This window comes from Saccharopolyspora hattusasensis, assembly GCF_050972075.1.
In the GTDB taxonomy this organism is placed as follows: domain Bacteria; phylum Actinomycetota; class Actinomycetes; order Mycobacteriales; family Pseudonocardiaceae; genus Saccharopolyspora; species Saccharopolyspora hattusasensis.
This window is the reverse complement of sequence record NZ_JBPCDC010000001.1, coordinates 3408738-3421628: the sequence shown is the minus strand read 5'-3', so window position 1 is coordinate 3421628 and position 12891 is coordinate 3408738. Positions and strand designations below refer to the sequence as shown.

13 protein-coding genes and 1 pseudogene are annotated in these 12891 nt (G+C 70.1%); 11 read left to right on the top strand and 3 right to left on the bottom strand.

Going from position 1 to position 12891, the window contains the following annotated elements; all coding sequences use genetic code 11:
• The first annotated feature begins 37 nt into the window (after positions 1 to 37).
• Together purN and purH are read left to right on the top strand one after the other, a co-directional pair.
• The gene (gene purN / locus ACRXBZ_RS15685) at positions 38 to 619 is read left to right on the top strand and encodes a phosphoribosylglycinamide formyltransferase (RefSeq protein WP_433879755.1); all 582 of its coding nucleotides are present in this window, start codon (positions 38 to 40) and stop codon (positions 617 to 619) included.
• Positions 616 to 2181: a bifunctional phosphoribosylaminoimidazolecarboxamide formyltransferase/IMP cyclohydrolase gene (gene purH / locus ACRXBZ_RS15680; protein WP_168585398.1), complete on the top strand. Its 1566-nt coding sequence runs from the start codon at positions 616 to 618 to the stop codon at positions 2179 to 2181. The genes purN and purH overlap by 4 nt, the downstream gene beginning before the upstream one ends.
• Positions 2182 to 2414: 233 nt before the next feature.
• Here the strand turns inward: purH and ACRXBZ_RS15675 are convergent, their stop codons facing one another.
• Both ACRXBZ_RS15675 and ACRXBZ_RS15670 read right to left on the bottom strand, forming a co-directional pair.
• The gene (locus ACRXBZ_RS15675; protein ID WP_190820962.1) at positions 2415 to 2675 is read right to left on the bottom strand and encodes a type II toxin-antitoxin system RelE family toxin; all 261 of its coding nucleotides are present in this window, start codon (positions 2673 to 2675) and stop codon (positions 2415 to 2417) included.
• On the bottom strand, positions 2672 to 3148 hold the full coding sequence (locus ACRXBZ_RS15670) for a type II toxin-antitoxin system Phd/YefM family antitoxin (protein ID WP_433879754.1): 477 nt from the start codon (positions 3146 to 3148) through the stop codon (positions 2672 to 2674). The genes ACRXBZ_RS15675 and ACRXBZ_RS15670 overlap by 4 nt, the downstream gene beginning before the upstream one ends.
• Positions 3149 to 3226: 78 nt before the next feature.
• Here ACRXBZ_RS15670 and imuA' point away from each other — a divergent pair, with 78 nt between their 5' ends.
• The 4 genes from imuA' to ACRXBZ_RS15650 all read left to right on the top strand — a co-directional run bounded on the left by imuA' (position 3227) and on the right by ACRXBZ_RS15650 (position 10248).
• Positions 3227 to 3940 (top strand): DnaE2-dependent mutagenesis accessory factor ImuA', encoded by a 714-nt coding sequence (gene imuA' / locus ACRXBZ_RS15665; protein ID WP_433879753.1) that lies wholly within the window; start codon positions 3227 to 3229, stop codon positions 3938 to 3940.
• A 2-nt stretch (positions 3941 to 3942) separates the two neighbouring features.
• Entirely contained in the window at positions 3943 to 5613 is a 1671-nt protein-coding gene (locus ACRXBZ_RS15660; protein WP_433883889.1) for a DNA polymerase Y family protein, read from the top strand.
• Positions 5614 to 5687: 74 nt separating this feature from the next.
• Positions 5688 to 8972, top strand: coding sequence for an error-prone DNA polymerase (locus tag ACRXBZ_RS15655; protein WP_433879752.1), 3285 nt, complete (start codon positions 5688 to 5690; stop codon positions 8970 to 8972).
• An 814-nt stretch (positions 8973 to 9786) separates the two neighbouring features.
• Complete coding sequence (locus ACRXBZ_RS15650; protein ID WP_246868880.1) at positions 9787 to 10248, top strand: universal stress protein; 462 nt, start codon at positions 9787 to 9789, stop codon at positions 10246 to 10248.
• Between the two features lie 18 nt (positions 10249 to 10266).
• Here ACRXBZ_RS15650 and ACRXBZ_RS15645 read toward each other — a convergent pair whose 3' ends face one another.
• Positions 10267 to 10707, bottom strand: a complete 441-nt coding sequence (locus ACRXBZ_RS15645; RefSeq protein WP_433879751.1) for a hypothetical protein — start codon at positions 10705 to 10707, stop codon at positions 10267 to 10269.
• 167 nt (positions 10708 to 10874) lie between these two features.
• Here ACRXBZ_RS15645 and ACRXBZ_RS15640 point away from each other — a divergent pair, with 167 nt between their 5' ends.
• The 5 genes and pseudogenes from ACRXBZ_RS15640 (at position 10875) to ACRXBZ_RS15620 (ending at position 12885) form a co-directional block, all read left to right on the top strand.
• On the top strand, positions 10875 to 11282 hold the full coding sequence (locus ACRXBZ_RS15640) for a GrpB family protein (protein ID WP_433879750.1): 408 nt from the start codon (positions 10875 to 10877) through the stop codon (positions 11280 to 11282).
• A gap of 216 nt (positions 11283 to 11498) precedes the next feature.
• Complete coding sequence (locus ACRXBZ_RS15635) at positions 11499 to 12089, top strand: pentapeptide repeat-containing protein (RefSeq protein WP_433883888.1); 591 nt, start codon at positions 11499 to 11501, stop codon at positions 12087 to 12089.
• 74 nt (positions 12090 to 12163) lie between these two features.
• A pseudogene (locus ACRXBZ_RS15630) lies at positions 12164 to 12445 on the top strand (DUF5753 domain-containing protein); the annotation flags it as partial.
• A gap of 56 nt (positions 12446 to 12501) precedes the next feature.
• A complete protein-coding gene (locus ACRXBZ_RS15625; RefSeq protein ID WP_433879749.1) occupies positions 12502 to 12660 on the top strand; it encodes a Scr1 family TA system antitoxin-like transcriptional regulator in 159 nt (52 codons plus the stop codon).
• A 24-nt stretch (positions 12661 to 12684) separates the two neighbouring features.
• Positions 12685 to 12885 (top strand): DUF397 domain-containing protein, encoded by a 201-nt coding sequence (locus ACRXBZ_RS15620; protein WP_433879748.1) that lies wholly within the window; start codon positions 12685 to 12687, stop codon positions 12883 to 12885.
• Positions 12886 to 12891: the final 6 nt, after the last annotated feature.

Below are 12891 nucleotides of genomic sequence, written 5' to 3'. Positions count from 1 at the left end.
GTTCGCCACCGCTGGCCCAGCGCGGGTCGTCGTACTGGTGTCCGGCTCCGGCACCCTGCTGCAGGCCCTGCTCGATGCGACGAGCTCACCCGACTTCCCGGTGCAGGTGGTCGCGGTGGGCGCCGATCGCGACGGCATCGAGGGGCTGGCCCGCGCCAAGCGCGCCGGGGTGCCGACCTTCGTGCACCGGGTCAAGGACCACGCCAGTCGTGCGGACTGGGACCGGGCGCTGACCGAGGCCTGCGCCGAGCACGAGCCGGACCTGGTGGTCTCCGCCGGGTTCATGAAGCTCGTCGGCGACGACTTCCTGGCCCGCTTCGCCGGCCGGTATCTCAACAGCCACCCGGCGCTGCTGCCGTCGTTCCCCGGAATGCACGGGGTGCGGGATGCGCTGGAGTATGGGGTTCGGGTCACCGGCTGCACGTTGTTCGTGGTGGACGCCGGTGTGGACACCGGGCCGATCCTGGCGCAGGAAGCGGTCGAGGTGCGGCCCGACGACGACGAGGCGAGCCTCCACGAGCGGATCAAGGCCGTCGAACGGCGGCTGCTGGTCGACACCCTTGAAGAGCTGGCGTTGCACGGTTGGACCGTGCAGGGACGGAAGGTGAGTATCCCGTGACCGCGAACTCGCAGGAGCGGCGAGCCGTTCGCCGCGCGCTGATCGGCGTGTCGGACAAGTCTGGCCTGCTGGAGCTGGCCACCGGGCTGCACGCCGCAGGCGTGGAGATCGTGTCCACCGGCGGCACGGCCCGCACGATCGCAGCTGCGGGCGTGCCGGTCACCCCGGTCGAGGAGCTCACCGGGTTCCCGGAGGCGCTCGACGGCCGGGTCAAGACGCTGCACCCGCGGGTGCACGCCGGGCTGCTCGCCGACCTGCGCCGCCCGGAGCACGCCGACCAGCTGCGCGACCTGAACATCGCGCCGTTCGATCTGCTGATCGTGAACCTGTACCCGTTCGTGCAGACGGTGGCCTCGGGCGCCGCGCCGGATGAGGTGATCGAGCAGATCGACATCGGCGGGCCGGCGATGGTCCGAGCCTCGGCCAAGAACCACGCGAACGTCGCCGTCGTGGTCGACCCGAGCCGCTACGAGTGGGTGCTGGAGCAGGTCCGCGAGGGCGGCTTCACGCTGGCCGACCGGGTCGAGCTGGCCGCGGCCGCGTTCCGGCACACCGCGTCCTACGACGTCGCGGTCGCGTCCTGGATGAGCAAGGTGCCGACCGGGGACGACTCGGTGTTTCCCGGCTGGATCGGGGAGACCTGGGAGCGCCGCTCCGCGCTGCGCTACGGCGAGAACCCGCACCAGCCCGCCGCGCTGTACGTCTCCGGCGGTGAAGCGACCGGGCTGGCGGCCGCGGCGCAGCTGCACGGCAAGGAGATGTCGTACAACAACTACGTCGACGCCGACGCCGCGTGGCGCGCTGCGCACGACCACAGCGAGCCGTGCGCGGCGATCATCAAGCACGCCAACCCGTGCGGGATCGCGGTGGCCGACGACATCGCCGCAGCGCACCGCAAGGCGCACGAGTGCGACTCGGTGAGCGCGTACGGCGGCGTGATCGCGACGAACCGCGAGGTGTCGCTGGAGATGGCCCAGCAGGTCGCCGAGATCTTCACCGAGGTGATCGTGGCGCCGGGCTACGCCGACGGCGCGGTGGACGTGCTGAGCAAGAAGAAGAACATCCGGATCCTGACCGCGCAGCCGCCCAAGAGCGGCCGGATCGAGATGCGGGCGATCTCCGGCGGCATGCTGGTGCAGGGCTCCGACGCCATCGACGCCGAGGGCGACGACCCGGCGAACTGGACGCTGGCGACCGGCTCGCCGGTGGACGAGGCCACTCTGGCGGACCTGAAGTTCGCCTGGCGCGCCTGCCGCGCGGTGAAGTCCAACGCGATCCTGCTGGCCAACGACGGGGCGACCGTCGGCGTGGGCATGGGCCAGGTGAACCGGGTCGACTCGGCGCGCCTCGCGGTGTCGCGGGCGGGTGATCGGGCGAAGGGCTCGGTGGCCGCGTCCGACGCGTTCTTCCCGTTCGCGGATGGCCCGCAGGTGCTCCTGGACGCCGGGGTTCGCGCGATCGTGCAGCCCGGCGGCTCGGTCCGCGACGACGAAACCATCGCGGCGGCGGAGGCGGCCGGAGTGCCCCTCTACTTCACGGGTACGCGCCACTTCGCGCACTGATCATCGCGAGTGGGGCGCCGGGCCGTTACTGCTGGTCCGGCGCCCCACTTTTTGGTGCTCGGGGTACTCGGCGAACGCGTTCTCGAGTCCGTCGCGGCAGGACTTCTCGGTCAGTCGAAGCTCGTCGAGGTATGCGGCCCACTCAAGCAGCGTTCCGCTGCAATCGTGCGTAGGCGGCCAGGGCGGCTGCCTGCTCTGCAGGGCTGGCTGTGCGCGTTCCCGACATTTGCTTCCTATCGGTAGACGTCGGCTCGATGGGCGATCCGGACGACTTCGACCACCACGGTGTCGTCTTGAATCGCGTACACCACGCGGTACGCGCTCCGTCGAGCCGAGTGCAGGCCCTTGAACTCTCCGAACAGTGGTTTGCCGAGCCGGTGCGGGTTCTCGGCCAGCGGCCCGAAGATGAACTCGGCGCAAGCCGATGCGACCTTCTCCGGGAGGCATGCGAGGTCGCGCCCTGCACGTGCGGTGATCTTGATCGTGTAGGTCACTGCAGGTAGCGACTCTTGATTTCTTCGGTGTCAACGAAGCGCTCCGCTGCCGCGTCTGCCACGCCCTCCCGAATGGCCTCCGCCTCGCCGGGAGTGGTCAGTAGGTCCAGGGTCTCTTCTAGGGACGACAGGTCGTCGGGGGAGATGAGGACCGCGGCGGGTCGACCATGCCGGGTGATTTCAACTCGATCATGGGTGCTCTCGACCTGCGCGACCACCTCTGACAGCCGGTCGCGAGCTTCTCCTAATGGGATCGTCGTCATAAATCGAGTGTAGCCAAAAGTTTGGCGTAAACATTTCTCGAACAGACGTTCACTCAATCTGGCGATAGGTCTTGACGCGGGCCGCTGCGCAGGGTTTACTTGACCTTGTTCGAACTGAGGTTCGATATAACGGAAGTGGCCGGTGTCGGGGTCGGCTACTCCGATGGAGTCGGCGCTGTGTTCCAGGTGCAGGCGCAGCGCAGACTCCACCGCTGTCTTCCCCACAGCGGCTGATGGGTGCCCGCGCCGGGGTCGGGCACCCATACGGTCACATGTGGGGAGGCAGCGATGTCCGCGATGGCGTCCTTGACGACGCTGGGCGCGTCCACGGCTGACGGGGTGTCCGTGGGTGTGCCGGCCGTCGAGGCGGGTGGTGTCCCGGGAGCGGGCCGGGTGCTGCCCACGCGGACGGAGCTCGCCGCCGTGCTGCCATGGCCAGGTTTGCGCCGTGGCAGCACGGTGGCGGTGCACGGATCGGTTTCACTGCTGTTCGCGCTGCTGTCGGAGGCGACGGCGAACGGGTCGTGGGCAGCGGTGGTGGGGTTGTCCGGCATAAGTCTTGTCGCGGCGGCCGAAGCCGGGGTGGAGCTCGCCAGGCTCGCGGTGGTGCCGCGGCCGGGCAGCGATCCGGTGGGTGTGATCGCCGCGCTGCTCGACGGGGTCGACCTGGTGGCGGTGGGCGGCACCAGGCAGGTGGCCGATCCGGATGCCCGCCGGTTGTCGGCGCGGGCGCGCAATCGAGGTTCGGTGCTGCTGCCGTTCGGTCCGTGGTCCGGGGCCGAGGTGCAGCTGCGGTGCACCGATGCCAGTTGGCAAGGACTTGGGCAGGGCCATGGCTACCTGCGGGAACGTGCCGTCACGGTGCGCGCGGGCGGGCGCGGTGCGGCGTCCCGGCCGCGTTCGTGTCGACTGCTGCTCCCGGCGCGGGACGGGACGATCGGGGTGCCCGCGGACGAGCCGGGCGAGATCGTCCGGCCGCAGCTGAGGCCGGTGGCCGGGTGATGATGATGCCGCCTCGTCGCCTCGTCATCTGGTGTCCGGACTGGCCGGTGGTCGCCGCCGCTCGCGCCGCCGGGCTCGGACCGCTGGTGCCTGCTGCGGTGTTCGCGGCAAATCGGGTGGTGGCCTGCTCGGAAACGGCTCGCGGCAGCGGGGTGCGTCGCGGGATGCGCCGCCGCGAGGCGCAGGGCCGGTGTCCGGAACTGGTGGTGTGCGAACACGACCCGGCCCGGGATGTGCGGTTGTTCGAGCCGGTCTTGGCGGCGGTCGAAGAGCTGATGCCGGGCGTGGAGGTCGTGCGCCCGGGACTGGTGGCGGTCCCGGCGCGGGGGCCTGCCCGCTACTTCGGATCCGAGGGGGCCGTCGCCGAGCGAGTGGTGGACCAGTTGGACGCGCAGGTCGGTGTCGAGTGCCGGATCGGCGTCGCAGACGGGCTGTTCGCGGCCGTCCTGGCGGCTCGGCGCAGCGAGCACGTGGCGCCCGGGCGCAGCCGGGAATTCCTCGCCCCGCTGCCGATCGAGGAGATCGACCAGCTGACCGATCAGCTCAACGGACAGCGCGCCGCCGATCAGTCGGAACTGGTGGATCTGTTGCGGCGGTTGGGGATTCGCACGTTGGGCGAGTTCGCGGCACTGTCCTCGTCGGACGTGTCCACCCGGTTCGGGCGGGCCGCGCTGCTGGTGCACCGCGCGGCCGGGGGCGGGGAAGAGCGGCCGGTCGAGCGGCGCCGCCCGCCGTCGGACCTGGTGGTGGAAGAGGAACTCGATCCGCCGCTGGACCGGGTGGACCAGGCCGCGTTCGCGGCGAAGATCCTGGCGGACCAGCTGCACGCCAGGCTGGGCGAACTCGGGCTGGCCTGCACCAGGCTGGGGATTTCGGCCCGCACCGAGCACGGCGAGGAACTGCACCGGGTGTGGCGGTGCGCGGAGCCGTTGATGCCGGCGGCCACCGCGGACCGGGTGCGCTGGCAACTCGACGGCTGGTTGAACGGCCGCAGTGGTCGGCAGCGTCCGACGGCCGGGGTGAGCGTGCTGAGCCTGCGGCCGGAGGAGGTCGTCGGGGCAGGTGGGCTGCAGCTCGACCTGCTCAACGCCGCGACCGGGGAAGCGGACGCCCGCGCCGGGCGTGCGCTCGCGCGGGTGCAGGGCATGCTGGGGCCGGAGGCGGTCCTGACCGGGGTGCTCGGCGGCGGCCGGGACCTGCGCGACCAGGTTCGGTTCGTGCCGTGGGGCGATGAACGCCGCCCCGCGCTGCCTGCCGCCCGGCCATGGCCGGGGCGCATTCCGTCGCCGTCGCCATCTGTGGTGCCGGATTCGCCTTGGCCTGCGGAGGTTTTCGACGGCGACGGTTACCCGGTAGGCGTCACCGACCGGCATCGGCTCACCGCCGCGCCGTGTCGCGTGGGGGTGTCGGGCGGGCGGTCGCGAGCGGTGTCCAACTGGGCCGGGCCGTGGCCGGTGGCGGAGCGCTGGTGGGCGGAGCTGCTGGCGGACGGAGCGGGCCAGACGACGCCGGCGGTGCAGGTGCCGCCGCGGTCGTCGGTGCGGGTTCAGGTCGTGCTCGAGCCGGAGGCGGACCCGGCTGCGGCCGCCGGTGCCGACGATGCGGCGGGCGAGGTGGCGCTGCTGCTGGTGCACGAAGGGGGCCGGTGGTGGGTGCAGGGCGCCTATCGATAGTGGCGAACACTCGTTCGAGTGGAGTACGGCTTATTTGGTAGCGTCGATGATTCGAACAGGAGTTCACTGGCTTCATGAGTTGGTTCAACCCGCCCCAGACGTGGTCTGACCTGGAGAAGGCGCTCTCCGGGCGACCGCCTTTACCCGCCGGGCGCCGCCTGCGCGACGAGAGGCGGTCCGGCGGCGAGAACGAAGGTCCAGCGTGGATTCCGCAGCGCGTGGACGCCGCACCAGTGGTGCCCTATGCGGAGCTGCACGCGCACTCCAACTTCAGCTTCCTCGACGGCGCGAGCCACCCCGAGGAACTGGCGGCGGAGGCGGCGCGGCTCGGGCTGGAGGCGATCGCGCTGACCGACCACGACGGGCTGTACGGGGTGGTCCGCTTCGCCGGGTCCGCGGCAGAGCACGGGGTGCGCACCGTGTTCGGCGCGGAGCTGAGCCTAGGCCTTCCGGCGCCGCAGAACGGGGTCGCGGATCCGGAAGGCCGGCATCTGCTGGTGCTGGCTCACGATCCGGCCGGTTACGCGAGCCTGTGCCGGGCGATCAGCGAAGCCCAGTTGGCAGGCGAGGTGAAGGGACGTCCGGTGTACGAGCTGGAGCGGCTCGCGGAGGCGGCAGCGGGGCACTGGCAGGTGCTCACCGGATGCCGAAAGGGCGCCGTCCCGGCGGCGCTCGTCGAAAGCGGTCCGGCGGCGGCCACCGCGGAGTTGGAGCGGCTGATCGAGCTGTTCGGCCGGGACCACGTCACGGTGGAGCTGACCGACCACGGGCTGCCCGCCGATTCGGAGCGCAACGACGCCCTGGTCGAGCTCGCCGACCGCGCGGGGGTGTCCACAGTGGCCACCACCGGTGCGCACCTCGCCCGGCCGGAACGCGCTCGGCTGGCCTCCGCGGTGGCGGCGATCCGGGCCCGCCGCAGCCTGGACGACATGGACGGCTGGCTGCCCGCCTGGGCGGGCAACTACCTGCGTTCCGGCGCGGAGCTGGCCGGGATGTTCGCCCGCTACCCGGGGGCCGTGCAGCGGGCCGCCGAACTCGGCCGGGAGTTCGCCTTCGACCTGAAGCTGGTCGCCCCGAAGCTGCCCCCGTTCGACGTGCCGACGGGCCGCACCGAGGCGAGCTGGCTGCGCGAACTCACCTACCAGGGCGCGCTCGACCGGTACGGCCTGCCGCAGGACAACCCTGCGGCCTACCGGCAGATCGAGCACGAGCTGGCGATGATCGAGCAGCTGGAGTTCCCCGGCTACTTCCTAGTGGTGTCCGACATCGTGGAGTTCTGCCGGAACCAGCGGATCCTGTGCCAGGGGCGGGGTTCGGCGGCGAATTCGGCGGTGTGCTTCGCGCTGCGGATCACCAACGCCGACCCGGTCCGCTACCGACTGCTCTTCGAGCGGTTCCTGACCCCGGAGCGGGACGGGCCGCCCGACATCGACCTGGACATCGAGTCGGACCGCCGCGAGGAGGTGATCCAGTACGTCTACCGCAAGCACGGCCGGATGCACGCCGCGCAGGTCGCGAACGTGATCAGCTACCGGCCGCGGTCCGCGGTGCGGGACGTCGCGCGGGCCCTCGGCTATTCGCCCGGTCAGCAGGACGCCTGGAGCAAGGAGATCGAACACTGGGGGCCGCTGCCCGAGGACTCCGAGATCCCCGATCCGGTGCGCGGGCTGGCTGGCGAGCTGATGGGCTTCCCCCGACACCTGGGCATCCACTCCGGCGGGATGGTGATCTGCCACCAGCCGGTCAGCGAGGTCTGCCCGGTGGAGTGGGCGAGGATGCCCGGCCGCACGGTCCTGCAGTGGGACAAGGACGACTGCGCGGAAGTCGGCCTGGTCAAGTTCGACCTGCTGGGCCTCGGCATGCTCTCGGCGCTGCACTACGCGATCGACATGGCCCTCGAACACCACGGGATCGAGGTCGACCTCGGCGAGTTGGACCTGAACGACGACGCGGTGTACGAGATGTTGCGGCGGGCCGACGCGGTCGGGGTGTTCCAGGTGGAGAGCCGCGCGCAGCTGGCCACGCTGCCGAGGTTGAAGCCGCGGGAGTTCTACGACCTCGTGGTGGAGGTGGCGCTGATCCGGCCGGGCCCGATCCAGGGCGGTTCGGTGCACCCGTACATCCGGCGCCGCAACGGGCTGGAGGAGTGGGATTTCGAGCACCCGTCGATGGCCGGTGCGCTGCAGAAGACCCTTGGCGTTCCGCTGTTCCAGGAACAGCTGATGCAGCTCGCGGTCGACGTCGCGGGCTTCTCCCCAGCCGAGGCAGACCAGCTGCGGCGGGCGATGGGGGCCAAGCGTTCCGCGGAGCGGATGGAGCGACTCCGGGGGCGGCTGTTCGAGGGGATGGCGGCCAAGGGCATTTCGGGGGAGCTGGCGGAGCGGATCTACCAGCGGATGCTGGCCTTCGCGAACTACGGCTTCCCGGAGAGCCATGCCCTGAGCTTCGCGCTGCTGGTCTTCGCCAGCGCGTGGTTCAAGCACTACTACCCGGCGGTGTTCTGCGCGGCGCTGCTCAAAGCCCAGCCGATGGGTTTCTACTCGCCGCAGTCGTTGGTCGCGGACGCCCGCCGGCACGGGGTGCGGGTGCGCGGACCGGACGTCAACGCGAGTCGGGCCCAGGCAGACCTGGAGCCGGACGAGGCCAGCGAAGGCGAGCGGGCGGTGCGCCTGGGGCTGGCTTCCGTGCGCAAGCTCGGGGAAGGCGCCGCCGAGCAGTTGGTCACCGAACGTGCGGAGAACGGCCCGTACAGCGACATGGCCGATGTGGCGCGCCGAACGCATCTGACTGCCGCGCAGATGGAGGCGTTGGCGACCGCCGGCGCATTCGACTGCTTCGGCCTGTCCCGGCGGGAGGCGCTGTGGAACGCCGCCGCCGCTGCCGGCGACCGGCCGGATCGGTTGCCGGGCACCACCGCGTCGGCCGCCGCCCCTGCGTTGCCGGGGATGGACGGCGTGGAGATGGCTGCCGCGGATGTGTGGGCCACCGGGGTGTCGCCGGACAGCTTCCCCTTGCAGTTCGTCCGCTCCAGGTTGGACGAGCTGGGGGCGCTCTCGGCGTCGCAACTGTCCGAAGTGGAGCACGGAACCCGGGTGCTGGTGGGCGGTGCGGTGACCCACCGGCAGCGGCCGGCCACGGCGGGCGGCATCACGTTCCTGAACCTGGAGGACGAGACCGGAATGGTCAACGTCATGTGCTCGCAGGGTTTGTGGGCGCGCTACCGAAAGGTCGGGCGCACCAGCGCGGCGTTGCTGGTGCGCGGAATCGTCGAACGAGAGGAAGGAGTGATCAATCTGAGAGCTGACCGGCTGCAGAAACTGGAAGTGCGCATCCCCTCGACCTCGCGCGACTTCCACTAGCCACAGCGAGCCTCGCATCTCGCCGGCCACTGCGGCCACCGAACCCGGCGTCGACCATGCCCGACCGGCAGCGGAAGAACACTTCTCCCTCCCAGAGTGTGGTTCCGAAACCTGACCGGAGGCAACGGAAACGCCAGAGCCCGGGCACGACGTGCGTGCCGGCACGCGTGCCCGGGCCATTCGAAATCCCTGTCCACCGCTCATGAAACGTGTCAAAACGTTCCGTGAGCAGATGACTTGCGCCACCTGCGTTGACCATCAGGAAGAATGGTGGCCTTCACGCTTCCTCGACCACTGCCAGCACGAACGCTGGTCTGACACGGTCTCCACGTGCGTTTGGCCTTGCAGGTGCCTTGACCAGCGGCGATGCCGTTCTCGACCCGCAACGCGTACGGGTCGCGGTTCGGCCGCCGGTCGAGGTCGTCGGCCGGAACGACGTCGGTGTGCCCGCAGAACACGAACGCGGGCTCCGAGCCGTCGCCGTGCACGCCGACGCAGCCGTAGGCGACGTCGCGGTCGGCTTCCTGCCCTGGGCAGTCGGGCTGCTCGGCACGCCCGGCCGTCGATGCGCCAGTGGTCCACCCGGTGCCCCAGCGCGCCGAGCTTGTCGGCGCACACTGCTGGGCGTCATGCTCGCCGCTGGTGCCGCCGACGCTGGGGATCGCGACGAGTTCTCACAGGTCGTTCAGAATCCGTTCGCGTCCACCGCGTCCAATGCGCGACGTTCGAGGTCGGAGGGGGTTTGTGCGCCGTTCGCGTTTCGAGTGTGTCGCATGCGTCCAACCGCTTGGCGCGCGCCCACTACCATCTCCGCGTGGCCGAAGGCGACAAAACCAAGCGTGATTTCGAGATCGGCAAGGACGGACTGGGCGGCATCGTCGTGGGCATGGACGGCTCCCCGGCGAGCTTCCACGCCGCGGCGTGGGCGGCCGGCCTTGCCAGGCGGGAGCGCGCCCGCCTGGTGCTGGTCTACGTCGAGGCGGTGGGCGGCGTGGCCTACTGGTCGCCGATGGGCGTCGCGGTGGCCAGCGAGGCAGCCGAGAGCCTGGTCGAGGAGCTGAAGAAGGAGGTCGTGTCGCACCTGAAGTGGGTGGACATCGACTGGGACTTCGTGCACCATCGCGGCGACCCGGCGGTCGGCCTGGAGCAGGTCGCGGAGCAGTACCGGGCGGATCTGATCGTGGTCGGCAGGTCCCGCCGCCGCGGTGGCCTGCTTGGCACCGTGCCGGCGACCCTGGTGGTGGAGGCGGTCCGCCCGGTGGTCGTCGTGCCGTGATCGTTCACGAGTCCGGGGTCAGCACGAGGTAGGCGAAGCCGAGGGCACCGCAGTATCCGCGCAGCCACGTGGCGCGGTGCCTCGTCGGCGAGGGCGCGGACTCCGTCGCGCGGCTGCGTCGGGGTAGTCCAACAGCCACTTCTCCAGGGCGCCGCACCAGCGGGATTCGAAGCTGTCCCACTCGTCGGTGCTGGCAGTCGCGAGCCGCAGCATGCGGAATCCGTATTTCTCGGTGAACTCGACCAGATCGGCGAGCGACAGGTCTACGCCGAGGTCGCTCCGCATCGGCGTCTCGTCCCGGAAGGCCTCGCCGAAGAGTAACCGTCCACCGCCTCGCGGCCGGGGCCAGATCGCATCGTACGCCTGCTGGGTACCGCCCCACGCATGGCTGCTGCCGACCGAGATGGCGATGTCCGCGGTTCCGGCCCAGCCTGGGGCATCGCTTTGGACGAACCGCACCCGCTCGGCGACACCACGAACCTCGGCGTTGCGGCGGCCCCTGGCCAGCTCCTCGTCGGACGCTATTAATACTTATCACCGGGCGGAATGCCGGGCTCGAATCGGCGCCTATTACTCGAATCGGCGGCTGTTAGCAGTGGCTGGGTGCTGGGGTGACGTGCCGCGACGTGCCGTTTCCTGATGAAGTCCGTCCCGTTGCAGTGGTGGACTACCGGCTGGAGTGGCCTGGGGAGTTCGAGCGGCCGTCCGAGCAGCTGCTCGGGCCGCTGGGCGACCTGCCGGTCGCCATCGACCACGCAGGTTCGACCTCGGTGCCGGGCCTGCCGGCCAAGGACTGCATCGACGCGCAGGTCCGGGCGCGTTCCATCGACGAGACCCGGGATGCTGCGCTGTTCGCCGCGATCGGCTTCCGGTGTCGACCCGGACCGTGGAACCACGTCGAGGTCTCGGGTGGGATCCGCTGCCGCAAGCTCGTCTTCGCGCCACCGATCGGCGCACGTCCCTGCAACGTCCACCTCCGGGAGGGCTCTGGCCCCAACGCCCGCTACGCGTTGTTGTTTACGGATTACCTGTGAGCCGACGAACCTGCTCGTCGAGCGTGGGGGGCGTTCAAGCAGCGGCTGGCGGTGAGCGCGCCGTACCTGTCGGACTACGGGCAGATCAAGGCTCCCGCGACCGACGTCCCGATGGCGGCGGCCGAGCGGTGGGCCGCCCGCCACCGGCTGGACCGTCTCGTGACCCCAGGAGACGGTGCCTCCGGGGACGTCGGTGCCGCGTGCCACCCTAGGGGCATGACGAGCGCGGTCGGCGAGGACTTCCAGGACGCGGTGCTGACGGACGAGCAGTGGGAGGGGCGAACGTTCGAGCGCTGCGACTTCACCGATGCCGACCTGTCCGGGCTGAGCACCCGCAATTGCGTGTTCACCGATTGCGTGTTCACCGGCACCGATCTCAACGGTTCGAAGCACGTCGCCACGGCCTTCCGGTCCTGCAAGTTCGAACGCACGGTATTCGGTAAGTCCACTTTGGATGGATGCAGCCTGCTGGGGGCGAGCTTCGTGGACTGCCGCCTGCGCGCGTGGACGCTGCGCGAGACGGACCTGACGCTGGTGGGCATGGGCAAGGCGGATCTGCGCGGCCTGGACCTGCGCGGAATCCGCTTCCGCGAAGCCAATCTCACCGAATGCGACCTCCGCCGCTGCGACCTGCGCGAAGCGGACTTCACGGGTGCCCGCCTGCTCGGTGCCCGCCTGGAAGAGGCGGACCTGAGGGAATCCCGGATCGACGCCGATGCTTTCGTGCAGGCGAACCTCAGGGGAGCCCGCATCGACACGATGACGGCCCTCGCCTTCGCCGCCGCCCACGGCCTCCGAGTCGACTAACCCTTCCCCGCAATCCGCCGACTTGGTAGGGGAGGTCGTCGAGCGAGGAGGTCTGGCGGTACTCGCAGAACTTCATCGACGGCCTGCTGCAAACCCCGGAGTACGCAGCCGCCTTCTTGGAACTGGGTCCGAAGGCGACGGATAGCGTCAAGCAGCAAGTCGAGTTCCGCCGCGCACGTCAGGACCGGGTCAATCGGGAAGACAGCCCGACCAAACTCCGCGTGGTGCTCGACGAAGCGGCGCTGCGCCGAAAGGTCGGCGGCACCGATGCCATGCGCGACCAGATCCGCCACCTCGTGGAGCTCGCGGAGCGACCCAGCATCACGATTCAGGTCGTTCCGTTCGACGCGGGCGCGTACCGCGGCATGCAGAGTCCGTTCACCTGCTGCGGTTCGCCGAGTGATTCGACGACATGCATGCCGTCTACCTGGAGAACCAGCGCAGCGCGGTCTGGATGGAGCGTCCCACTGACATCAAGTACTACATCCGGCTCTTCGAGCGGATGACCGACGTCGCGCTAGCGCTGCGGGAAACCGCGCATTTCATGGATAACCTGGCTTCGTCCCTGTGAACATGCCTGAGGGAAGAGCGCGATGTGACGGATCTTTCCAGTGCCTTATGGCGAAAGAGCACGTACAGCACAGAGCAAGGCACTTGCGTGGAGTCGGCGGTGAACGTGCCGGGGGTTGGTGCCGTGCGGGATTCGAAGGCTCCGGAGCAGGGTGTCTTGGTGTTCAGCCCGACCCAGCCGCAGGGGTTCCTCGCCGCAGCTGGGTCGGGCCGCTTCGACCGCTGATGAACG